Annotated in this window: 22 protein-coding genes; 13 read left to right on the top strand and 9 right to left on the bottom strand. The window is 46.8% G+C overall.

Annotated features, from left to right (window positions below):
* The first annotated feature begins 34 nt into the window (after positions 1-34).
* The 5 genes from rpsG (at position 35) to rimI (ending at position 5,720) form a co-directional block, all read left to right on the top strand.
* Positions 35-505 carry a 30S ribosomal protein S7 gene (gene rpsG, locus F905_RS08845; RefSeq protein ID WP_005179845.1) on the top strand — a complete coding sequence of 157 codons (471 nt, stop codon included), beginning with the start codon at positions 35-37 and terminating at the stop codon, positions 503-505.
* Positions 506-637: 132 nt separating this feature from the next.
* A complete protein-coding gene (gene fusA, locus F905_RS08840; protein WP_005179843.1) occupies positions 638-2,773 on the top strand; it encodes an elongation factor G in 2,136 nt (711 codons plus the stop codon).
* Positions 2,774-2,867: 94 nt separating this feature from the next.
* Positions 2,868-4,058, top strand: coding sequence for an elongation factor Tu (tuf, locus tag F905_RS08835; protein WP_005179840.1), 1,191 nt, complete (start codon positions 2,868-2,870; stop codon positions 4,056-4,058).
* A 212-nt stretch (positions 4,059-4,270) separates the two neighbouring features.
* Positions 4,271-5,152 (top strand): metal-dependent hydrolase, encoded by an 882-nt coding sequence (locus tag F905_RS08830; RefSeq protein WP_005179837.1) that lies wholly within the window; start codon positions 4,271-4,273, stop codon positions 5,150-5,152.
* A gap of 103 nt (positions 5,153-5,255) precedes the next feature.
* The gene (rimI, locus tag F905_RS08825; RefSeq protein ID WP_005179835.1) at positions 5,256-5,720 is read left to right on the top strand and encodes a ribosomal protein S18-alanine N-acetyltransferase; all 465 of its coding nucleotides are present in this window, start codon (positions 5,256-5,258) and stop codon (positions 5,718-5,720) included.
* 19 nt (positions 5,721-5,739) lie between these two features.
* Here rimI and F905_RS08820 read toward each other — a convergent pair whose 3' ends face one another.
* From F905_RS08820 to trxB, 3 genes are all read right to left on the bottom strand, one after another.
* On the bottom strand, positions 5,740-6,555 hold the full coding sequence (locus tag F905_RS08820) for an arginyltransferase (RefSeq protein ID WP_005179833.1): 816 nt from the start codon (positions 6,553-6,555) through the stop codon (positions 5,740-5,742).
* A gap of 16 nt (positions 6,556-6,571) precedes the next feature.
* Positions 6,572-7,303, bottom strand: coding sequence for a leucyl/phenylalanyl-tRNA--protein transferase (aat, locus tag F905_RS08815; RefSeq protein ID WP_005179830.1), 732 nt, complete (start codon positions 7,301-7,303; stop codon positions 6,572-6,574).
* An 80-nt stretch (positions 7,304-7,383) separates the two neighbouring features.
* The gene (gene trxB, locus F905_RS08810) at positions 7,384-8,340 is read right to left on the bottom strand and encodes a thioredoxin-disulfide reductase (protein ID WP_005179828.1); all 957 of its coding nucleotides are present in this window, start codon (positions 8,338-8,340) and stop codon (positions 7,384-7,386) included.
* 247 nt (positions 8,341-8,587) lie between these two features.
* Between trxB and F905_RS08805 the strand changes: the two genes are divergently transcribed.
* A complete protein-coding gene (locus F905_RS08805) occupies positions 8,588-11,647 on the top strand; it encodes a DNA translocase FtsK (RefSeq protein WP_005179825.1) in 3,060 nt (1,019 codons plus the stop codon).
* A 62-nt stretch (positions 11,648-11,709) separates the two neighbouring features.
* Here F905_RS08805 and F905_RS08800 read toward each other — a convergent pair whose 3' ends face one another.
* The 6 genes from F905_RS08800 to F905_RS08775 all read right to left on the bottom strand — a co-directional run bounded on the left by F905_RS08800 (position 11,710) and on the right by F905_RS08775 (position 16,194).
* Entirely contained in the window at positions 11,710-11,997 is a 288-nt protein-coding gene (locus F905_RS08800; RefSeq protein WP_005179823.1) for a PA4642 family protein, read from the bottom strand.
* 202 nt (positions 11,998-12,199) lie between these two features.
* On the bottom strand, positions 12,200-12,472 hold the full coding sequence (gene minE / locus F905_RS08795; protein WP_005179812.1) for a cell division topological specificity factor MinE: 273 nt from the start codon (positions 12,470-12,472) through the stop codon (positions 12,200-12,202).
* A 2-nt stretch (positions 12,473-12,474) separates the two neighbouring features.
* Positions 12,475-13,287, bottom strand: a complete 813-nt coding sequence (gene minD, locus F905_RS08790) for a septum site-determining protein MinD (RefSeq protein ID WP_005179808.1) — start codon at positions 13,285-13,287, stop codon at positions 12,475-12,477.
* Positions 13,288-13,355: 68 nt separating this feature from the next.
* Positions 13,356-14,078, bottom strand: a complete 723-nt coding sequence (minC, locus tag F905_RS08785) for a septum site-determining protein MinC (RefSeq protein WP_005179806.1) — start codon at positions 14,076-14,078, stop codon at positions 13,356-13,358.
* Positions 14,079-14,199: 121 nt separating this feature from the next.
* On the bottom strand, positions 14,200-15,255 hold the full coding sequence (locus F905_RS08780; RefSeq protein ID WP_034597881.1) for a hypothetical protein: 1,056 nt from the start codon (positions 15,253-15,255) through the stop codon (positions 14,200-14,202).
* Positions 15,256-15,273: 18 nt separating this feature from the next.
* Entirely contained in the window at positions 15,274-16,194 is a 921-nt protein-coding gene (locus F905_RS08775; protein WP_005179793.1) for an acyltransferase, read from the bottom strand.
* Between the two features lie 242 nt (positions 16,195-16,436).
* Between F905_RS08775 and F905_RS08770 the strand changes: the two genes are divergently transcribed.
* From F905_RS08770 to F905_RS08740, 7 genes are all read left to right on the top strand, one after another.
* The gene (locus tag F905_RS08770) at positions 16,437-17,087 is read left to right on the top strand and encodes a YiaD family glycine zipper/OmpA-like lipoprotein (RefSeq protein WP_005179792.1); all 651 of its coding nucleotides are present in this window, start codon (positions 16,437-16,439) and stop codon (positions 17,085-17,087) included.
* Positions 17,088-17,214: 127 nt separating this feature from the next.
* Complete coding sequence (locus F905_RS08765; protein ID WP_005179787.1) at positions 17,215-19,254, top strand: UvrD-helicase domain-containing protein; 2,040 nt, start codon at positions 17,215-17,217, stop codon at positions 19,252-19,254.
* A 30-nt stretch (positions 19,255-19,284) separates the two neighbouring features.
* Complete coding sequence (gene dut / locus F905_RS08760; RefSeq protein ID WP_005179786.1) at positions 19,285-19,737, top strand: dUTP diphosphatase; 453 nt, start codon at positions 19,285-19,287, stop codon at positions 19,735-19,737.
* Positions 19,738-19,930: 193 nt separating this feature from the next.
* Complete coding sequence (locus F905_RS08755; RefSeq protein WP_005179784.1) at positions 19,931-21,355, top strand: phosphomannomutase/phosphoglucomutase; 1,425 nt, start codon at positions 19,931-19,933, stop codon at positions 21,353-21,355.
* Between the two features lie 10 nt (positions 21,356-21,365).
* Entirely contained in the window at positions 21,366-22,268 is a 903-nt protein-coding gene (gene argB / locus F905_RS08750) for an acetylglutamate kinase (RefSeq protein WP_005179783.1), read from the top strand.
* A gap of 114 nt (positions 22,269-22,382) precedes the next feature.
* The gene (locus tag F905_RS08745; protein ID WP_005179781.1) at positions 22,383-23,195 is read left to right on the top strand and encodes a GNAT family N-acetyltransferase; all 813 of its coding nucleotides are present in this window, start codon (positions 22,383-22,385) and stop codon (positions 23,193-23,195) included.
* A gap of 86 nt (positions 23,196-23,281) precedes the next feature.
* Positions 23,282-24,130, top strand: a complete 849-nt coding sequence (locus F905_RS08740; RefSeq protein WP_005179779.1) for a class II glutamine amidotransferase — start codon at positions 23,282-23,284, stop codon at positions 24,128-24,130.
* The last annotated feature ends 21 nt before the right edge of the window (positions 24,131-24,151 follow it).

Genomic DNA, 24,151 nt, shown 5'->3' with positions numbered 1-24,151 from the left:
AACCTGAAGTGTCATATTTATAGGTAGTTTTAAAATGCCAAGACGTCGCGTAGTCGCTGCTCGTGAAATCCTTCCGGATCCTAAGTTCAGCAGCCAAACAATCGCTAAATTCATGAACCACGTAATGCAAGATGGTAAAAAATCTATTGCTGAAAGTATCGTTTACGGTGCTTTAGACCGCGTTCAAGAAAAAAACAAAGTAGACCCAGTTGAATTTTTTGAAGCTACGCTTGAAAAAGTTCGTCCTATGGTTGAAGTAAAAGCACGCCGTGTTGGTGGTGCTACTTATCAAGTTCCTATGGAAGTACGCCCATCCCGTCGTACTGCTCTAGCGATGCGTTGGTTAGTAGATGCTGCTGCTAAGCGTTCTGAAAAAACTATGGCTTTACGTCTTGCTGGTGAGTTGCTTGATGCAGCTGAAGGTAAAGGCGCAGCGGTTAAAAAACGTGAAGATGTGCACCGTATGGCTGAAGCCAACAAAGCCTTCTCTCACTACCGTTTCTAAGCGGATAAAACAGGACCTAATCAGGAGGGTGATGAATTTAGTTGTCACTAGTTTGTCATCAAAGCGCTTTAAGTTGCTATGCAGCTTAAAGCGTCCTGTTTTAAACAACAAAATTTAGGAATGCTAGAAATCATGGCACGTCAAACCCCAATTTCTCGTTACCGTAACATTGGTATCTCTGCGCACATTGACGCAGGTAAAACAACCACTTCTGAACGTATTTTGTTCTACACAGGTGAGAGCCACAAACTAGGTGAAACTCACGAAGGTTCAGCAACAACTGACTGGATGGAACAAGAGCAGGAACGTGGTATTACCATTACTTCAGCAGCTGTAACATGCTTCTGGAAAGGTATGGCTAACCAGTTCGACCAACACCGTATTAACGTAATTGACACCCCGGGACACGTTGACTTCACAATCGAAGTTGAGCGTTCTATGCGTGTTCTTGACGGTGCGTGTATGGTTTATTGTGCTGTAGGTGGTGTACAGCCTCAGTCTGAAACTGTATGGCGTCAAGCAAACAAATATAAAGTGCCTCGTATTGCGTTCGTAAACAAAATGGACCGTACTGGTGCGAACTTCTTCCGCGTTGTTGAGCAAATGAAAACACGTCTTGGTGCGAACCCAGTGCCAATCGTTGTTCCAGTGGGCGCAGAAGACACATTCACAGGTGTTGTTGACTTAATCGAAATGAAGTCAATCATCTGGGACGAAGCTTCTCAAGGTATGAAGTTTGAATACGGCGACATTCCTGCTGATCTGCAAGATACAGCTGAAGAATGGCGTACAAACATGGTTGAAGCTGCTGCTGAAGCATCAGAAGAACTCATGGACAAATACCTGGAAGAAGGCGACCTTTCTAAAGAAGAAATCGTAGCTGGTCTTCGTCAACGTACTTTGGCTGGTGAAATCCAACCAATGATGTGTGGTTCGGCGTTCAAAAACAAAGGTGTTCAACGTATGTTGGACGCAGTGATTGAATTCCTTCCAGCGCCTACAGACGTAGAAGCGATCAAAGGTATCCTAGACGACAAAGATGAAACCGAAGGTTCTCGTGAAGCGTCTGACGATGCTCCGTTCTCTGCGCTTGCGTTCAAAATCATGAACGACAAATTCGTAGGTAACTTAACGTTCGTACGTGTTTACTCAGGTGTTCTGAAAGCAGGTAGCCCTGTTTACAACCCAGTGAAAATGAAACGTGAACGTATTGGCCGTATTGTACAGATGCACGCAAACGACCGTCACGACATCGAAGAAATTCGTGCGGGCGACATCGCGGCGTGTGTAGGTCTTAAAGACACGACTACGGGTGATACACTGTGTGACGAAAACAACGTAATCACACTTGAGCGTATGGAATTCCCAGAGCCAGTAATTCAATTGGCTGTTGAACCTAAGACCAAAGCTGACCAAGAAAAAATGTCAGTTGCGCTTGGCCGTTTAGCGAAAGAAGATCCATCGTTCCGCGTATTCACAGACGAAGAATCTGGTCAGACTATCATCGCTGGTATGGGTGAGCTTCACCTTGACATCATCGTTGACCGTATGAAGCGTGAATTCAACGTTGAAGCGAACATTGGTAAACCAATGGTTGCTTACCGTGAAACGATCAAGAAATCAATCGAACAAGAAGGTAAATTCGTTCGTCAAACTGGTGGTAAAGGTAAATTCGGTCACGTATACGTACGTTTAGAACCGCTTGATCCTGAAACTGGTAAAGACTACGAGTTCGCTGAAGAAGTTGTTGGTGGTGTAGTACCTAAAGAATTCTTCGGTGCGGTTGACAAAGGTATCCAAGAACGTATGAAGAATGGTGTCCTTGCTGGTTATCCAGTCGTTGGCATCAAAGCGACATTGTTCGACGGTTCTTACCACGATGTCGACTCTGACGAATTGTCGTTCAAAATGGCGGGTTCTTACGCATTCCGTGACGGTTTCATGAAAGCAGATCCTGTTCTTCTTGAACCAATCATGAAAGTTGAAGTAGAAACTCCAGAAGACTACATGGGCGATATCATGGGTGACTTAAACCGTCGTCGTGGTATGGTTCAAGGTATGGACGATTTACCTGGCGGTACTAAAGCAATCCGTGCTGAAGTTCCACTGGCTGAGATGTTCGGTTACGCGACTCAAATGCGTTCTATGTCTCAAGGTCGTGCGACTTACTCTATGGAATTTGCTAAATACGCTGAAACTCCACGTAACGTGGCGGAAGGCATCATCGCTAAGTTCCAAGCTGGCGGTAAAAAAGGTGACGACGAGTAATCTTTCGATTACTATATTGCCTAACTAATTTTATAGTTAAAATCTAATGCTCATGCAGTGATCCTGCATGAGTAATCTACAAAGGAAGATGAACATGGCTAAGGCTAAGTTTGAACGTAATAAGCCACACGTTAACGTGGGCACAATCGGTCACGTTGACCATGGTAAAACAACTTTAACAGCTGCAATTGCAACTGTATGTGCGAAGAAATTCGGTGGTGAAGCGAAAGATTACGCTGCAATCGACTCTGCTCCAGAAGAAAAAGCACGTGGTATTACAATTAACACTTCTCACGTAGAATACGATTCTCCAACTCGTCACTACGCTCACGTTGACTGCCCAGGCCACGCCGACTATGTTAAAAACATGATCACTGGTGCTGCTCAGATGGACGGTGCGATCCTTGTATGTGCTGCGACTGACGGTCCAATGCCACAAACTCGTGAACACATCCTTCTTTCTCGTCAGGTAGGTGTACCTTACATCGTTGTATTCTTAAACAAATGCGACCTTGTTGACGACGAAGAGCTGCTTGAGCTGGTTGAAATGGAAGTTCGTGAACTTCTTTCTACTTATGACTTCCCAGGCGACGACACTCCAGTAATCCGTGGTTCAGCGCTTGCTGCACTTAACGGTGAAGCTGGTCAATACGGCGAAGACGCTGTTGTTGCTCTTGTTGAAGCACTTGACTCTTACATTCCAGAGCCAGTACGTGCAATCGATCAAGCATTCTTGATGCCAATCGAAGACGTATTCTCTATTTCTGGTCGTGGTACAGTTGTAACTGGCCGTGTAGAAACTGGTATCGTTAAAGTTGGTGAAGAAGTTGAAATCGTTGGTATCAAAGATACAGCGAAAACAACTGTTACTGGCGTTGAAATGTTCCGTAAGCTTCTTGACGAAGGTCGTGCTGGCGAGAACTGTGGTGTTCTTCTACGTGGTACTAAGCGTGAAGAAGTTCAACGTGGTCAAGTACTTGCTAAACCAGGTTCAATCAAGCCGCACACTAAATTCGACGCAGAAGTATACGTACTTTCTAAAGACGAAGGTGGCCGTCACACTCCATTCTTAAATGGTTACCGTCCACAGTTCTACTTCCGTACTACGGACGTAACTGGTGCGATCCAGCTGAAAGAAGGCGTTGAAATGGTTATGCCAGGCGACAACGTTGAAATGTCAGTAGAATTAATCCACCCAATCGCAATGGACGCTGGCTTACGCTTCGCGATCCGTGAAGGTGGTCGTACTGTAGGTGCTGGTGTAGTTTCTAAAGTAACTGCATAATCACTTCTATAGTGTGAAAAAAGCGTCCCAAAGGGACGCTTTTTTTATCTTTGCAGATTAAATTGTCTGACAATTTAACTGCAAGCTGTCCTAAACTGATATTCGCCTGACCTTAACTGCACTTATCTCCATATCAGAACCACGTAAGATAAAGCTGAAGAAAATAAATAAAAGTTTCAGGTGAGACGCTTCACTTGAAAGGAGTTGAGGTCATGAATGCTAAAGTAAATATTACCAACCGCGCAGGTGCCAGTTTCCCGGTACGTCGTATGGCGTTTGAGTTTGATCAGGTTCCAGAATACTGGATGCGAGATTCGGCAGGCCTGACACATTTTATGACCGCTTTATCCGCCCTGTTTCCAGCCGGTGAAAAATTCTTTATTGATAGTGTACGTGCAGTGCGTTACCACCCGGCAATTAAAGATAATCAGGAGCTGCAAAAAGAAATTTCAGCCTTTATTGGCCAGGAAGCCATGCATACCCAGGAGCATGTTGGCTTTAATGCCTCGGCACAAAAATATGGCCATGATGTAGAACGTTTAGATCGTTATACCGATAAAGTGATTCAAGGTGCGCGTAAGGTATTTGCCGGTGTCGGTAAACCCTTTGGCATTACCCAAGAAATGGTTGATTTGACTGCAACCACCGCACTGGAACATTTTACCGCGACCATTGCCACCCAGTTGCTGCGTAATTCGCATATTCAGGAACTGATGAGCGATGACACCATGAAAACCATGTGGCTGTGGCATGCGATTGAAGAAAACGAGCATAAAGCGGTAGCTTATGATGTGTTTGAGGGTGTATTCGGCCAAGGCACCAAAGCCTATTTACTGCGCACCAGCTCACTGGTGGCCGCCATGCTGACCTTATTTGTGGTGCAAAACTATTTCCTGTTCCGTCTGTTAAAAGAAGACAAACAGCTAAATCTGGAGGCGTTCAAGGCCATTTATACCTATGCTTATAGTCCCTCTAAGGGCATTATTACCGGTATGGGCCGTGAGATGCTGGCATATTTCCGCCCGGGCTTTCATCCGAACGATTTAGATACCTTCAGTCTGCTGGACACATGGAAAGCCAAATTGGGCTTCTAACGGTGTTGACTCTTGGGGCAATGAAAATTGCCCTTTTTTTTGCTCGATTTTTTATCCAGAGCTCTTATAATGCGAACTTTGTTTTGACCGATGATGAACGAAGATGATTCGTTTAATGCAACACGCTGATATCCATAGTGTATTTAACATTGAGCAACAGGTACAAAGCCATCCCTGGAGCTTGAAACAGTTTGCTGAAGCGGTAGACAGCTATCAATGTACCGTAATCGAGCAGCAAGGACAGCTGGTCGGGTTCTGTATTTTGCAACCGGTGCTGGATGAAGCCAACCTGTTGCTGATGGCGGTTGCGCCTGACCAGCAAGGGAAGGGGTTGGGTTATCAGCTGCTGGAGCATTCGATTGCGCAGTTGCCGAATCAGCCGGTACAAATTTTTCTGGAAGTGCGTGAAAGCAATACCGCGGCTATCCGTCTGTATGAAAAAGCTGGCTTTCATCAGATTGATGTGCGCAAAAATTATTATCCAAATCCGGATGGCACACGTGAACATGCGGTTATTATGGTTAAAGCCTGTAGTGATGATTTTGCCGCGCTCTTCTCATCACCTTAATTTTTAAAATTATTGGGTTTTATTTGATAATCGAATTATTCCAACCACTGGGCAGGGTGGTCATGAGAGAGTTTCCCAATTGCCGGATTTCTTCGCTGCTTAAGCTGCGGTTGAGCCGGCGCCATTGGCCATCAATCAGCAATTCCAGCGGTACATACTGCGATTTATAATTCATTTTATTGGAATGCGGCACCCAATAGCCTAAATAAACATAAGGCAGTCCGAGTTTCTGGGTGTGTTCAATCTGCTTTAAGATCGCAAATACGCCCAAGGAGCGGCGGTTTTCATCCGGATCAAAGAAGGTATACACCGCAGACAGGCCATCATCGAGCAGGTCGCAGGTCGAGACCGCAATTAGCCGGTCTTGGTGCCAAAGCTCTAAAAAGAAACTGTCGGTGCAGCTGTGCACCAGAAATTTTTCAAACTGATCCTGACTTGGCGGATACATATCGCCATCGGCATGGCGTTCATTAATATAACGCTCATACAGCGCATAATGCTGTTCATTGGCTTCTTGGGTAGAGCGGATGGTGACGTGCAGGTCCTGATTGCGTTTCCAGGCTTTTTTCTGGGTGCTGTTCATTTGAAATTCGTGTACCGGCACGCGCGAAGACAGACATTGACGGCATAAATGGCATTCCGGCCGATAGACAAAGTCACCGCTACGACGAAAGCCCATGCGTGACAGTTCAGACAGGGTCACCACATCAATCCGGTGCGCCGGATCTAAAAACACCATGCGAGCAGATTTATCATCCAGATAACTGCAGTTATGCGGCGGCGTAATATAATATTGTAATTCGTTGAGCAGGGATTTCGGTTGATATGAATTCATGGCAATCCCTCTTTATTTATTCATCCAGTGAGTCGTTTTGCGCTATTGTTTTACTTGAAAATACACCCTCCTGGTATTTTTTCCAATCTATCGCCGGCTGTTTTACAACATCTTGTAACGATTTTAAGTATGCTTGGCGAGTTATTGTACAGGCGCCCAGACTTAATAGATGGTCATTGACCAGCTGGCAGTCAATCCAGGGCAGGGCGTTGTCGCGGCCAATCAGCATTAAGGTATAAAACGCCATTTTAGAGACATCTGTGCGCTGGCTAAACATTGACTCGCCAAAGCAGCCGCGGCCAATGGTGACGCCATACAAACCACCGACCAGCGCATCCTGCTCCCAGACTTCGACACTATAGCCATAACCGGCCTCAAACAGGTCAATATAGCCCTGAATGATGTCTTCGGAAATCCAGGTGTCATTGGCATAGGCCCGTGGCAGCGAACAACAGCGAATCACCCGTTCAAAGGCCTGATTGATGCTAATCCGGTAATCACCTTTTTTCATGTTACGCAGCAGTGACTTGCTTGGATGATAATCCTGAGGGCGGATAATGCAGCGCGGCTCGGGACTCCACCAGCAAATCGGATCACCGTCGGAAAACCACGGAAACAGGCCGTGGGTATAAGCTTCAAACAGGGTCGAGGGGGACAGGTCTGCACCAATACAAATCAGTCCTTCACCCTGTGGATCAGCTTCATCAGGATGGGGGAAAATAAATTGTGAGGGTGCAAGTGCGGTCATACAGCTACTCTGAATCGAAACAGATCTCTATCATACATAAAAAAGCCGCCCGGATTGGGCGGCTCGTGCTTTAGGCAAAATTATTCACCTAGGGCATCCAGATATTTTTCAGCATCTAGGGCTGCCATACAGCCTGAACCAGCTGATGTAATCGCTTGACGATAGACGCTGTCTGCCACGTCACCGGCTGCGAATACGCCCGGTACAGAGGTTTGGGTTGCGTTACCGGCAGTACCACTTTGAACCTGAATATAACCATCACGCAGGTTTAACTGGCCTTCGAACATGCTCGTATTTGGCTTGTGACCAATCGCCACGAACATACCAGATACATCTACATTCTGGGTTGAACCATCGACAGTAGATTTCAAACGTACGGCAGTCACACCAGATTGTGCATCACCCAGGACTTCATCGACCTGGTTGTTCCAGAGAATGCTGATTTTGCCTTCTTTTTCTTTGGCAAAAATATGATCTTGCAGAATTTTCTCTGAACGCAGGCTGTCACGGCGGTGTACCAGGGTCACGTGAGAGGCGATATTGGAAAGATACAGCGCTTCTTCAACTGCGGTATTACCACCACCGACTACCATCACGTTCTGGTTTTTGTAGAAGAAACCATCACAGGTAGCACAGGCACTAACGCCTTGGCCCATGAATTTGGCTTCAGATTCCAGACCGAGGTATTGAGCCGTAGCACCGGTGGCAATAATTAAGGCATCACAGGTGAACTCTTCCATATCGCCTTTAAGGACGAATGGACGCACACTTAAATCGACTTCATTGATATGGTCATAGACAATTTCGGTCCCGAAACGTTCTGCATGGGCCTGCATACGTTCCATGAGCGCTGGTCCTGTCAGACCTTCCGGATCGCCCGGCCAGTTATCTACTTCTGTTGTCGTCGTAAGTTGACCACCGAGTTGTAAACCTGCAATTAAGGTTGGTTTTAAATTGGCACGTGCAGCATAAACGGCAGCACTATAACCTGCAGGTCCTGAACCTAAAATAATCAAACGTGAATGACGAGCACCCATCTGTAGCATCCTTTTATTATTGAGCAATTTATGGAATTATACGTGAAACTGTATAACAGTTGTGTGAGATTCAGTGGATATTATTGATCATAGAAATCGATTTAAGCTATATAGAAAAAGTTAACAACTGACTTCAATAATCTTGCATCTTTTTTGCTGCAACAGGTGCATAATATCTATTTTATGGCCATGCCAAACTGGCGGGTTGCACAAGAACATTTATGAAAAATTGGTTACAGGACAGTATATGACTGCGGTGTCGGGTGCTTATGCACAGCGCTTAATAATGACATTATTTTTGGTTTCATTCGGGATTTATCTGTTCCTTGCGACAGTCACCTATACCCCTTTTGATCCGGGCTGGATGCATTTGTCTAGTGATACCCAGCAGGTGTCCAATGCCAGCGGGGTCGCCGGCGCATGGATTGCCGACCTGTTGTTCGGCTTTTTGGGCTGGGCCTGTCTGCTGATTCCGCTGTACCTGTTTATTGAAGCCATTCAGGTGTGGTGGCCGCGTAGTTTCCTGAACCGTCCTTTCCGTTATGCGGCGCAGTTCTTTATTTTGCTGGCCACTGCCAGTCTATTGTATTTGTTCTGGCAAGTGCCGGCCGATACACTGGAAAATGCTTCTGGCGGGATTATTGGGTATGAACTGGGGCAGAGCCTGTCGCAGCTGCTCACTATTTATGGTGCAGCTTTTTTCCTGCTGGTGTTCTGGGGTGTTCTGTTTACACTGGCCTTTGGGATTAAATGGAACCGGACCTGGGTGACTTTAAAAGCCACGCCAGCTTATTTACAAGACCTGTTTTACCGTGATGTGCCTAAAGCTGATCAACCGGCACCGGTCGTTAAAAAAACAGTGGTGGCCACTGCGCCAGCCGCAGCTGAAGTGGTTACACCGGCACCAGAACATCGTGAAGTCGAAGAAGCTCCGGTGGCACCAGCGGTGTCCCGTCATGAACAGGTGGCTGAGCGTCTGTTTGATGATATGGTCGAGCGTGAACAGCAGCGTTCTGCAGAGCAGGATCTGCTAGATGAAGAAGAGCAGGCCTTTGAGCAGACGGTCGAAAAAGCCCATCGCCTGACCCAGGACAGTCAGCGTGTGGTGGCAACCGGTGAAGTCTGGCGCGCCCTGAATGATGATGCTGACCAGAAGCACAGTCAGGATATTCATGAATTGTTGCGCGCCTCTCAGGACCAGATTCCGCACGCACCGAAAGATCATTTTAATGCAGTGGTCCAGCCCGTGCATGATGCACCGCCTGCATCGAATACGCCGCAGTCTAATATTGACTGGGATGATGATGAAATCTTTGATGAATTACTGGCTGCTGTACCGAATGGGAAAGCTGCTCAGGATCTGCACAGTCCGTTTAATAGTCAGTCGCAGCCTGAACCCGCGCCGCACATTCAGCCGGTGCCAGACGCACAAGCAGTTGAAATGCCATCGGCTGCCACAGCGCAGTATGCAAGCCCGAAAAACCGTCTGAGTGATGAAGAATTTGAAGGGCTGGATGATCTGCTGGTTGATGATCTGGAGCCAGAAGCACCTGCTCCAAGAACCACCAGTACTTATGCGCAGTCTTCGGCCTTTGTACAGGCGCCAATCCAGCATCAGCCTGCGACGACCGCAACAGCGGCTGCACCAGTGGTCAATGACGCGGTGAAAGAAGCCTTATCGAAAGAAGAATTCATTGAGGCGTGGCATGAAACTGCCGGCAAACCGCAAGAAGAAGATGAATTTGACTTTGATGCGCCATTAACCGATGCCATGGGCCGTCCAATGTCGCGTGCCATGCAGGTCGCAGAGAAACGTCGTGATTTATCACCATTGCCGGGTCTGGAGCTACTGGATAAGGTCGATCCAAATAAAAAGGTCAACTTCACCGCAGAGCAGCTGGAGCGTTTATCTGAACTGCTGGAAATCAAGCTGCAGGAATTTAATGTCAAAGCCAAAGTGGTGGAAGCGCAGCCGGGACCGGTAGTTACACGTTTTGAGCTGGATCTGGCGCCGGGGGTAAAAGCCTCGAAAGTCACCAATATTTCCCGTGACCTGGCCCGTTCCATGTCGATGGCTTCGGTGCGTGTGGTCGAGGTGATTCCGGGCAAACCGTATATCGGTATTGAGGTGCCAAACAGTACCCGCGAAATGGTGCGTCTGATTGAGCTGGTGCAAACCCCGAAATTTGAAGATCAGGATGGCATCCTGTCGATGGCGATGGGTAAAGATATTTCTGGTAATCCGGTGATTACCGAACTGGGCAAAGCGCCGCATATGCTGGTTGCGGGGACCACCGGTTCGGGTAAATCGGTGGCGGTGAACTCGATGATTCTGTCGATGTTGCTTAAATACAAGCCGGATCAACTGCGTTTAATTCTGATTGACCCGAAACAGCTGGAACTGGCCAACTATAACGATATTCCACATTTGTTAACGCCGGTGGTAACTGACATGAAAGATGCGGTCAGCGCCCTGAACTGGTGTGTCAATGAAATGGAACGCCGTTATAAGCTGATGTCATTCCTGAAAATCCGTAAACTCAGCGACTATAATCGCAAGGTTGAAGAAGCACTGGCTAATGGCGAGGACCTGATTGATCCGACCTGGAAACCGGGCGATTCAGCAACCCAGGAACGTGCACCGCGCTTGACGCCGTTACCATCAATTGTGATTGTGGCGGATGAGTTTGCCGACATGATTATGCAGGTCGGTAAAAAAGCCGAAGAAATGATTACCCGTCTGGCGCAGAAATCACGTGCAGCTGGGATTCACTTATTGCTGGCTACCCAGCGTCCATCGGTGGATGTCATTACCGGTCTGATCAAGGCCAACATCCCGACTCGCGTGGCCTTGCGCGTGAACTCAAAAATTGACTCACGGACTATTCTGGATGCTGGCGGGGCAGAAGACCTGCTCGGTCATGGTGACATGCTGTTCCTTGGACCAGGTAAAATTGAACCGGAACGTGTGCATGGTGCCTTTATTTCCGATGATGAAGTCAACCGGATTTGTGATGCCTGGCGTGAACGGGGTTCACCGGATTATGTCGATGAAATTCTGACTCCATTTGATGAAGAACCAGCGTCACGTGGTTTTGAAGATGGTGGTGATGGCGGCTCAGACCGTGATGCGCTGTATGACCAGTGTGTGGCCTTTGTGCTGGAAACCCGTAAAGTATCGGTATCGTCTTTACAGCGTAAGTTTAGCCTCGGTTATAACCGTGCGGCGCGTATTGTCGATCAGATGCAGGAGCAGGGTATTGTCAGTGAACAGGGTCCGAACGGCAAGCGTGAAATTCTGGTTTAAGCTGTTCTCGATCTTTATAAACAAAGCCCACCAATAGGTGGGCTTTTTATCGGCAGTGCGACTTAAGCAAATTTTGCCAGTACTGCCAAGAATTCTGCGCTTTGGCGCGGGAATTCTGCAATCACGTCATGAATGCGCTGTCCTTCAGGATTGGTGGCATTTACATCACGGCCATCGGCAACAAACTGGGTCAGTAAGCGCTCATAGTCTGTTGGGCGCATATGTTTAAATGCATGGTAAAGCACATGGAAATCAGCATTCACACCATGAGGAGGAAGCTGATTCAGGTAGGCAAATACACGCTCATCTGACCATTCTTCATTGAATGTTGCTGGTTGAGACAATGCCATCGCAATCTCCTGGAATAGTTTTTCGAAATGAAAAAAAGGCAAAATATGAGTTCGCAAGAGGCAAAGTGTCTTTGTGCACTTTATCTTGAAGCACAGCTTCTCGTCTTGCGGCTGGGCAAATCCTTAAAGCAATGCTTTAAGTTTGCTATTTCCGCCTCATATTCTGCCTTGATTCAATTTGCTTGACTAATCAAAAATCAGATTATCGCTCTTCAGGCAAATTGATATTCATTTCAAGCATTTCAATGTTGGCTTCAGAACGTACCGACATTTGAATGTGCTGTTCATCGACACCGCGGACATAGCGGTTCACGACCTGCATGATTTCTTTTTTCATCTGGTCAATTTTGTCCTGGCTCAGGCGGCGGCCTAAACCATTTTCAGAAGCAACAATGACTTTTAAACGATCCTTGGCGGTTTGAGCACTTGATGCTTTTTCTTCGCTGCTAAATAATTTACTCCAGAATCCTGCCATAATTACGCTCCAAATAATCGTGCTAACCAGCCTTTAGGTTTAGCAGTAATGTGACGGTATGGACGCTCTTCACCCAAGAAACGTGCCACCAGGTCATCATACGCCTGACCCGCTTCAGTTTCGCTATACAGAATGACTGGCTTACCTTCGTTAGATGCTTGCAGAACGCTTTTACATTCTGGAATTACACCTAAAGTTGGTACACGTAAAATATCTTTTGAAATATCGTCAATGGTGAGCATTTCCTGTTTATCGGCACGTTCCGGATTGAAACGTGTGATACATAAATGCTTACGGATACGTCCTTCGTTTTGTTCTACTTTTTTGGTTTTGCTGTCGAGCATGCCAATAATACGATCCGAGTCACGTACTGAAGAAATTTCAGGGTTGGTCACAATAATCGCTTCATCGGCATGGTACATGGCTAAAATGGCGCCACGCTCAATCCCTGCTGGTGAGTCACAGATAATGTAATCAAACTCTTGAGCAAGCTCATCCATGACACGTGCCACACCTTCATCGGTCAGGGCATCTTTATCACGAGTTTGAGAAGCAGGTAAAATATAAAGGTTTTCAATATCTTTATCGCGAATTAATGCTTGTTGTAAACGCGCTTCATTATTTAAAACATTCACAAAATCATAAACAACGCGACGTTCACAACCCATGATCAAGTCCAGGTTACGCAAACCCACGTCAAAATCGATAACAACAGTTTTGTGGCCACGTAGGGCTAAACCTGTTGCAAAAGATGCACTCGTTGTAGTTTTACCTACGCCACCTTTGCCTGATGTTACGACAACAATTTTCGCCACCGAATCCACTCCTGTTATGGTTTAAATCCCCCTTTTGTGTATGGGGTTTTTTGGTGTTTATTTATACATTAAAATTCCAGAGCTTCAAATACAAGCTCTTGGTTGTCATTTAGGTAAATATGTACCGGTTTTTTCGTTACGTGCGGGGGAATATCGTCCGCCACACAGTAAGTGCCTGCAATAGATACCAATTCTGCTTCTAGGGAATGACAGAAAATTCGTGCTGAACTGTTCCCACCTGCGCCGGCAATGACTCTACCACGAACGCTACCATAAATATGTATATTTCCTGAAGCAATCACTTCCGAACCGCTGTTAATACCAGCTTTCAAGATAATATCGCCCTGGTTCTGGACCAGACATTGACCGGTACGCAGAATTTCATCGTGATAAGAGGTCACATGCGAAATTCGTGCCGCTGCAGCTTCTACCACCGCGGCTTCTGCGGCAGGTGCTTCAGGTTCTGCCGGAGTTTCAATGACTTGTTCCTGGGTGGCTTTGATCTGCTGTAACTGACGATCCTGCGGAATTACCGGGAACTGGATGGCACGCGCCTGTTCCGACAGAATGCCTTCAACCACGGCCAGTGGCTGTACATTCAGATCAATCAGCAGTTGAATCAGGGCAATTAATTCCTGATCTACCGAACTTTCAATCACCGCCGGAATTTGGGGGGGAAACCCTTTTTGTAACATTGGGCTCAATTGCTGGCGGATCGCATCATGATCATCTGTATCTAAGCTAATGCGAATCGCATTGACCATTCTGCCTTTTATCCGTATGTCAGCCATAATGATTCCTTAAGACTTCTGACCTGTTCATTGTTGTCGAAGTAAATGTTGTAAATAGAGCAAATCCTAGAACAATTCGGCCGAATACTCTAGCCGAAGGTTTAAATATTTTTATTGCTGGCTATTCTTTGTCAGTTTCCTGCTCATTCAGGATCTGTTGCCACTTTTTCACTTTGACCTGTTTGCGAATGGCTTCCAGGGTTTCAAATACCGCAGATTCTACCAACGCATCAATATGCGGATTATGTTCAATCTCGATCTGGCTGACTTTGTCAGCAATATGCGCATAGGCCACATTATCTGGCAAGCTGTCATGATGGGCAAAAGGCTGAATCAGCCCTTGGGTAATATTTTCGCCCAAACGTTGGCCAATGCTTTGAATCTGCCGTTCCATACGTCCGCCGACAATTGGCAGCAGGCGCAGTAACTGGGTCAGCTCCGGGGTATCTTCAATGGCCTGACTCACCACCTGACCGACATTTTCGGCAATGCTCTGACGCTGGCTCTGCAATTCTTTACCCAAAGATTGCTGCAAGATGTCGGCCAGTGCTGCGGCCAGCAGTTTGCGGTGCTGCTCGACCAGATCATCAATAAACTGGCGATGACCAGTGCTGCTGCTCAGTTCACGTTGCAGGTTATTGACAATGGTCAGCACAATCCGGCTCGACAGTTCTTCCATCACCAGGTTGTAATAAAAGTTGGCGCGTCGGAAGATGCTGTCCGGGATGACCTTGTAGCCATGACTATACAGGTTGTAGCCAATCGCCACGGCGCGTAATAAACGCAGAAAACGCAGCTGTGGCAGAATCGACAGCACTTCATACCAGTGCACGAAGGGGAAGAACCACCAGCGGGCATGATGCCGGAAAATAATCGCCAGGCCCCAGCGCACCAGCAACTCGATAATCAGGAAGGTGGTAAACCAGCCTTCGGTAATAATGACCCAGGGACGCAGTTCACTACGATAAAACTGCAGTACCTCCGGTAGCTGAATAAAGTTGAAAAGCCAGTCACCAAAATCACTCATCAAAATGGCATTGGCACTCAGGCAGAACAGGTTGATGAGAATTAACGCCATCATAAAGATGTCGTATACCAGCACCAATTTCCAGCTCCAAGAGTCCTTTCTGACAAAGTGAAAGGAAGATTTGATCACCGGCTCTTCGCGTTTCTTCATAATGCTTTTGGTACTCGCTTACTGCTCAGCAAATTTCTGTTTCATCTCATGAATGAGCTGATCTTTCTCTGTCCAGAGTTGATGCACCCAGTCCTGAAAACGTTCCCGATATGCGGCATCTTCTTCATAGTCACCACCCAAGACCCAGTCTGGAATGTCAATTTTTCGCAGATTGACCGCAATACGTGGCACTTCACCCAGCCAGAATTCACCATAACCCGGTGCGCCGTCCGGATACACAATGGTCATATCTACCAGCGCATCAATTTCATTGCCGAGAATATTCAGCGCCAGCGCCAGACCGCCAGCTTTGGGTTTCAGCAGATGCTGATACGGTGATTGTTGCTGATCATGCTTTTCCTGGGTAAAGCGCGTGCCTTCCAGATAGTTGAGCAGGGTAAATGGCTGGCTGAGCAGTTGCTCGCAAGATTTACGCGCTTCCAGCATATCGCGATCTTTTAGCGCCGGATTTTTGGCAATCTGTTCTTTGGTGTGCCGTTTCATCATTGGAAAACCCAGAATTTTAAAGGCCTGTCCGACAAAAGGAATGAAGATCAGTTCCCATTTGGTAAAGAAACGGGTCAGTGGCATACGGGTTAAACCGAAATACTGGTTGACGGTGGTATCGACCCAGCTCTGGTGGTTACAGGTCATTAAATAACGGCCCTGCATGCTCAGTTCCAGACCATCTTCAATACTGATGTCCCAGTGGGTATTCGGTAATACATGGTCAATCAGCCAGTTGTTGACACTCAGCCAGCTGTTGGTAATCTGGATATTGGTCTGGTCGACCTTGGCCGATTTCTTGAACAATTTGGTCAGGCCCAAAGCCAGTACCGGCGGTCCATGTAAAAAAGTGCTGCCGGTGATCACTGAGCTGACCGTAAGCCCTTTTGTGATTTTTTTTAAGAGCGGTTGCTTATTGGTTTTAGATGACATAAACAGTCCTGAATATAAAAACAACTTATACGAAGTTCTGCCCAATATAATTGTTGTTTTTAAAATAAAAAAGTGTTGAAGTGAAACTGTGTAGGAATTATGGTGAACTTATGCGTAGAACAACATGAGATTATTGCAAATTGTAAATAAAAGTTTATTTATTAACAAAAAATCAATGGTCTAAGCACTTTATTTCATCCAAACTTTCCCATATACGAAAAACACAAGTAAGGAGGCATGCGATGCGTGCACTAGCAATTTCAGCAGTAGTCGGGGCAATGGTATTAACAGGTTGTCAAACCACTGGTAATAACCTGGGCGGCGTAGAATATGACAAAACCGCATTAGGAACCATTATTGGTGCGGCAGCAGGTTATGGTGTTTCTAAAGGGAATGCCAATACCAGCGCACAAAACAACCGTGCAGCAGCAATTGGTGCGGTACTCGGTGGGGCTGCAGGTATCTACTTGGACAATAAAGAGAAAAAATTACGTCAACAAATGGCTGGTACCGGTGTAGATGTTAACCGTAACCCAGATGGTTCTGTTGGCCTGATCATGCCAGGTAACATTACTTTTGATACCAACAAGTCAAACATCAAGCCAAACTTCTATGCAACTCTAGATAAAGTGGCGCAAGTCCTGACTGAAGATAACAAGAGCGGTATCTTGGTGACAGGTTATACTGACAGCACCGGTAATGACTCTATCAACATCCCGTTATCTCAGGCGCGTGCACAATCTGTAGCGAGCTACCTGGCATCTCGTGGTGTATCAACTGCACGTATTAATGCCCAAGGTCACGGTTCATCGAACCCGATCGCGTCTAACGCAACTGCAGAAGGCCGTGAACAAAACCGTCGTGTTGAGATCAGCATTTACGCGATCCAGTAATTCGGTCCAGAATTCAAAAAACCACCTTCGGGTGGTTTTTTTTATGACCAGAAAAGCAGCATTTTAGATTAGGCAACTGTGGTGGAGATGACTATAATCGAGCTCGAACCGAAATAGAGGAAACACTATGTCACTGGCAAGTCAACTCAATGACAAGCAACTTGAAGCCATGAAATATACTCAAGGACCCTTGTTAGTGCTTGCAGGTGCAGGTTCAGGTAAAACCTCGGTGATTACCCGGAAAATTGCCTATCTGGTGCAGCAATGCCGTATTCCGGCGCACCGGATTACCGCCATGACCTTTACCAACAAGGCTGCGCGTGAAATGAAAGAGCGGGTTGGTAAGTTGCTGTCGCGTGAAGAAGCCAAAGGTCTTTCGGTCTCGACCTTCCATACGTTCGGTTTAAATTTACTGCGTTTAGAGCTGAAACATACCCCGCTTAAAGCCAACTTTTCGATTCTGGATGCCGACGACTGCAAACGCATTCTGATGGATCTGATGCATCGCGACAATTTATCGGGTGCAGAAAGCAAAGAGCTGATTGCGCGGGCCATGAAAATGATTTCGGACTGGAAAAATGACCTGATTCCACCGGAGCAGGCACATACCACCTGTGAAACGCCAGAAGATATCCAGATGGCGCATTTATATCAGCTGTATGAGCGTAATTTACGTGCCTATAACGCAGTCGATTTTGATGACCTGATTGTGATGCCAACCCGGTTATTGCAGGAAAATGCTGAAGTCCGCGATAAATGGCAAAACCGGGTGCGTTATTTGCTCGTCGATGAGTATCAGGACACCAACACCGCGCAGTATATTCTGGTCAAACTTCTGGTCGGGGTAATGGGACAGTTCACCGCCGTAGGGGATGATGACCAGTCCATTTACGCCTGGCGCGGCGCCAAACCGGAAAATATGGCGCTCTTAAAAGAAGATTTCCCAAATTTAAAAGTGATCAAGCTGGAGCAGAACTACCGCTCCACCAGCCGGATTCTAAAAGCGGCCAATACTGTAATTGGCAATAACCCGCATATTTTTGACAAAAAACTCTGGTCGGACAAAGGCCATGGTGAAGTCATCCGGGTGATTACCTGCCGTAATGATGATGATGAAGCAGAGCGCGTGGTCAAAGACCTGATCACGCATAAACTGATGAACGGTAAAAACTGGAAAGATTATGCGATTTTGTATCGCGGTAACTTCCAGGCGCGTATTCTGGAAACCCAGCTGCGCCAGATGCAGATTCCGTACAAGCTGTCAGGAGGTCAGTCTTTCTTCGCCCGGGCAGAAATTAAAGATGTGATGAGCTATTTACGGCTGATTATTAACCCGGAAGATGACAGTGCTTTCCTGCGCATTATCAACACGCCAAAACGTGCCATCGGCCCGGTGACCTTGGAAAAACTGGGCTTATTTGCACAGGAAAACCATCTGTCCTTGCTGGCGGCAGCAGGTGATCAGCGTTTGACCATGGCCATTCCGAAAAAAGCCACGACTCAGCTGGCCGAGTTTGCCGACTTTATCCAGAACTTTACCCGTGAATTGCTGGAAGATGATGAACCGGTGCCAATCATCCGCCAGATGATGAACGAAGCTGGTTATATCGACTACGTCAAAGAAAGCGCCGCCACGCCTGCGCAGGAAAAAACCAAGCTGGACAATATTGAAGTGCTGTACAGCAGTATTCAAAGCCTGATTAACCGCGCTGAAGATGTGGACGAAAAAAATATTGAAAGCGTGATCCGTAAAATGGTGCTGCTGGATATGCTGGAGCAGCAACAGGAGGAAGAAGACACTGACAAGGTCAACTTATTAACCTTGCATGCCTCCAAAGGTCTGGAATTTCCGTATGTCTATTTAATTGGACTGGAAGAGGAAATTCTGCCGCATAAAAACTCGATTGTGGCTGAGACGGTCGAAGAAGAACGCCGTTTGATGTACGTGGGCATTACCCGTGCGCGTCAAGGCCTCACCATTACCCTGGCCGAGCAGCGTAAGGCTGGCGGGCAAATGAAACAGATGACCCCAAGCCGCTTCCTAGATGAAATGCCACAAGATGAGCTGGAATGGCTGGGTCGCAAGAAAAAGCTGGCTGGCGATATCGATCCGAAACTGCAGGCCCAGCATTATCTGGAAAATTTACGTGCGTTAATTAAACGCTAAACCATTCATTGATATAAACAGGAATTACTGATGAAAGTTCAGGTAAAAGTGCTTGATGCACGTTTGGGCCAAGAATGGCCAATGCCAACCTATGCCACCTCTGGTTCGGCAGGTTTGGATTTGCGTGCCTGCGTGCATGAGACCACTGTCATTGAGCCGGGTCAAACCGTATTGGTGAAAACCGGTCTGGCGATTTATATTGAAGATCCGCATTTTGCCGGTTTAATTCTGCCGCGTTCGGGTCTGGGCCATAAACACGGTATTGTGCTCGGCAACCTGGTTGGCCTGATTGATTCTGACTATCAGGGTGAGCTGATGGTGTCGGTATGGAACCGTGGTCAGACTGCATTTAGCCTGGAACCAGGTGAGCGTCTGGCGCAATATGTGCTGGTGCCGGTGGTACAAGCCCAGTTTGATCTGGTTGAGGAATTTGAAGCCACCGAACGTGGTGCTGGCGGTTTTGGCCATACCGGTAAAGCTTAAAATCTGCTTGAATGATAAAGCCTAAACATTAGGCTTTATCACAACACGCTAGAAAGTAACGCAACAAACACTTAAAATTACATTTTGTAGCGTGAATTCTGTTTTCGGCCGCATAGAATCAGTTCTTATATTAACTTATATTAAAAAGCCTAAAACAATCATTCTCCCTATTCATATATAAAGTAGTTCTGCCATGGATATTCAACAGTCCAGTTTCCCTTTTCAGGTTTTCCGTGCTTACGACATTCGTGGCAAGGTGACTTTGCTGACGCCTGAACTGGTGCAAGCGGTGGCGTTGGGTTTGGCCGTACAAATTAAAAACACGGGCAGCACACGTGTGGTGATTGGTTATGATGCCCGTCTCAGCAGTCCGGCCTATGCCGATCTGATCATGCAGGTGCTCCAGCAGCAGGGCTTAAGCCCGACCTTAATGGGCTGCTGTTCCAGTCCGATGCTGTATTACATCGCCCGCCAGTTTGATGGCAATGGTATTATGGTCACGGCCAGTCACAATGCCAAATCTGACAATGGCATTAAATGGATTCTGGGCGGTGAACCCCCGACGCCAGACAAGATCCAGCAGGTGGCGGCTCATGCCAGCAACTATTTTCTGGCGCATCGGCAGCAGCCTGTGGCTGAACAGCTGCATCAGATTTATCCGGAATTTTGCCTGCAGTATCAGCAGGCGCTACTCGATGATATTCAATTACAGCGCCGTTTTAAGGTGGTACTCGATGGTCTGCATGGTTCAGCGGGTCGCTGCGCTGCGCTGGTCTTGCAAAAACTGGGCTGCGAGCTGATCACAATCCGCTGTGAGGCCAATGGGCATTTCCCCGATCATGCCCCAGATCCCTCTCAGGAAAAACATTTAAGCAAGCTGAAACAGGCGGTACAGCAGCATCAGGCAGATTTAGGCATTGCACTGGATGGCGATGGCGACCGTCTGGTTCTGGTCGATGAACAGGCCAAAGTGATTGGTGCAGACCGTTTGCTGGCATTGTTTGCCGAAATGTGTTTACAGCAACATCCACAGCATGAAGTGGTGTTTGATGTGAAGTGTTCGACCATGGTGCGTAACACGGTACGCGCGCTGGGTGGCCATCCGGTAATGATTCGTACCGGCAGCACCTTCCTGCGTCAGTATCTGGCGCAATCAAAGGGACACGCAGTGTTTGGTGGTGAATATGCCGGGCATTATGTCTTTAATGACGGGCGCGGCTTTGGCTATGATGATGGCCTGTATGCCGCGCTGCGGGTGATGGAATATTTAAGCCAGCGCCCGGAGCGAAGCCTGTCTGAACTGCTGGCCAAATATCCTGAACGCTGTTGTACTGAAGATACTTATATCAGCACTCACAACATTGCTTCAGCGCATGTTTTACATGAGCTTGAAACCTTAAGTCAGCCATTGGCCGCACAATTAAGTAAAATTGATGGCGTTCGACTTGATTTTGAAGATGGTTTTGGCATTATTCGAGCATCGAATACAGGCGAATATTTTACAGTACGTTTTGATGCCGATAATCCGGCACGATTAGCGGATATTCGTCATACCTTTGTTTCCATGCTGAGCAACCGTTATCCGCAGATTGCTCAAGACATTTTAGATGCTCAATAAGGAGAGGCGCATGCCACAGCAACAGACTGGCATCGACAAAGCACAGATTCTGACAGAAGCTTTGCCGTATATTCAACGTTTTATGGGTAAAACGCTGGTCGTGAAATATGGTGGCAATGCCATGACCGATCCTGAGCTGGAAAGTTCATTTGCACGTGACATTGTGCTGCTTAAAACGGTCGGTTTAAACCCGATTGTGGTGCATGGCGGTGGTCCACAGGTCGATTCCTTCCTGAAACAGCTGGGCCGTGAATCTGACCGTATTGATGGCATGCGCGTGACTGATCCGGCGACCATGGAAGTGGTGGAAATGGTGCTCGGCGGTAGCGTGAATAAATCTATCGTCAATTTAATTAACCAGCATGGCGGTCGTGCCATTGGTTTGACCGGTAAAGATGGCAACCTGATTCGGGCCAAAAAACTGCTGATGGAAAAAACTGCAGAAGATGGCTCAGTACAGAAAATTGATTTAGGCTTGGTCGGTGAAGTGGTCGGCGTGAAAACCGACGTACTGGAAATGTTTACCCAAAGCGATTTTATTCCGGTGATTGCACCGTTGGGCGTCGATGAAGAGGGGAATACCTATAATATTAATGCCGATCTGGTCGCTGGTAAGGTCGCTGAAGCTTTGGGCGCAGAAAAACTGATTCTGTTGACCAACATTACGGGTGTACTGGATGCCAACAAGAACCTGCTGACCGGTTTAACCACTCAGGAAGTCGATCAGTTAATTGAAACTGGCGTAATTTATGGCGGTATGATTCCGAAAGTAGGCTGTGCGCTGGATGCTGTCAAAAATGGCGTGGTCAGTGCGCATATTGTCGATGGCCGTGTGCCACATGCCTCTTTGCTGGAAGTCTTTACTGACCATGGAGTGGGTACTTTAATTACCAACCGTGCCGCCAAACACTAAGAGTTAAAACAACTCAAGGTCTCTAAGGAGGCCTTTTTTTATGGCTGATTTTTGGTCATTGAATTGTCATCTGCATCGCCTAGTGTATAGGCAGAACATTAGGAGTGCTGATCGATGTTAGCCAAACTCAATCAATATCGACAAAATTTGAGTTTTCCTTTAAGCAAAAAAAATCATACCAAATATGATTTTAAAACCACAACAAAAACAGAATACAGCTTTGAATGGGTTGAAAATTTAAAACAGTTAAAAGAAGTACAGCAATTTCGTGCCGAGCAGTTTGCCAACCAGTTCGGTTTGCAGTTTGAGCATGGACTGGATCAGGATGTTTACGATTTTGGCTGCGAACATGCCGTATTAAGGGATAAGGCCAGTGGGGAAATTGTGGCCTATACCCGATTAAAACTGTTTCAAGGGCATGAGCTGGCGCAAAGTTATAGTGCCAGCGAATTTGCCATTGAAGAGCAATTAAAGCATCTCAACAATATTGTGGAAATTGGCCGTACCTGCGTGCATCCACGGCATCGGGCCGGTAAAGCTCTATCCATTTTATGGCTGAATCTGGTGCCGAAAGTACTCTGGAGCATGAAAGCCCGTTATTTGATTGGCTGTGTCAGTGTGCGTTTAGAAGGCAATGAAGCGCGTGCCTATCATACCCATCAGTATATCCAGCAGTTAAGCGAACAGCAGCGCTGTAGCATTGCCTCGAAACAGGCATATATTCCGCAGGCCTCTGAAATGACTTCGCTGAAACAGGGCCGGATTCCCAAGCTGTTTGATATTTACCTGAAAATGCAGGGCAAGCTGTCCACCGAAGCCTATTATGATCAGGAGTTTAACTGTCTGGATTATTTTGTCTTTGTCGAAATGAACCAGGTGCTAAAAAAGATGGTACTCAAGAAAAATACCCGTCACATTGTGGAATAAATAAAACTTTGCAGCGATTGTGATTTGCATGGCCTGACAGAGTCATGCACAATAAATGCAGTTTTAATCAGATGTTGAAGTCCTGTATGTGCCAGTTACTCGGAATGAATTGTGCAACACCTACTGATATTACCTTTTCATTTCGTGGTTTTTCACAACGTGCTGGCATAACTTCCGACCATAGTGATGGTTTTGGCATCGCCTTTTTTGAAGACAAGGCCTGCCGCTTATTTGTCGATAACCAGTCGGCAGTGGAATCACCGATTGCCGAGCTGGTACGCAACTATCCAATTAAATCACGCAATGTGATTGCGCATATTCGCAAAGCCACGCAAGGCAAAATTACCCTGGAAAATTCCCATCCCTTTATTCGGGAGCTGTGGGGACGCCACTGGATTTTTGCCCATAATGGCGATTTACACCATTTTGATCCAGCCTTAAGCGGTCATTTTACCCCGGTGGGCAATACCGATAGCGAGCGGGCATTCTGTTATTTGCTCGATCAGATGGTACTGAAATTCGGTTTTGTGGAACCGTCTTTAGAGCAGCTCTTTGAACTGCTGACCGAAATTTCCCCGAAAATTGCCGAGCATGGCACCTTTAACTTCTGTCTGTCTAATGGTCAGGCGCTGTTTAGCTATGCCACCACCAAACTGCACTGGCTGGTGCGTGAATACCCGTTTAAACCGGCACAATTAATTGATATTGATGTCGAGGTCGATTTTAGCCAGGTTACCACACCGGAAGATCGGGTGGCGGTGATTACCACTGAACCGTTGACTCAAAATGAAACCTGGCAGGCTTTTAGCCCCGGCGAAATGATTTTATTCCGGCAGGGACAGCCGATCAGAAAACAGCTGACTTATATTGAACGTTTGGAAAAAGAACGTCTGAATCCGGAATTAAAACGGATTACCCGCGCCGATCAATATTAATCTACTGTTGTATATTTTATT

Origin of the sequence: Acinetobacter sp. CIP 53.82 (genome assembly GCF_000369465.1) — a bacterium.
Classification (GTDB): Bacteria; Pseudomonadota; Gammaproteobacteria; order Pseudomonadales; family Moraxellaceae; genus Acinetobacter; species Acinetobacter indicus.
Note: the sequence above shows the minus strand (reverse complement) of the source record. Positions and strands in the feature narration are given on the sequence as shown.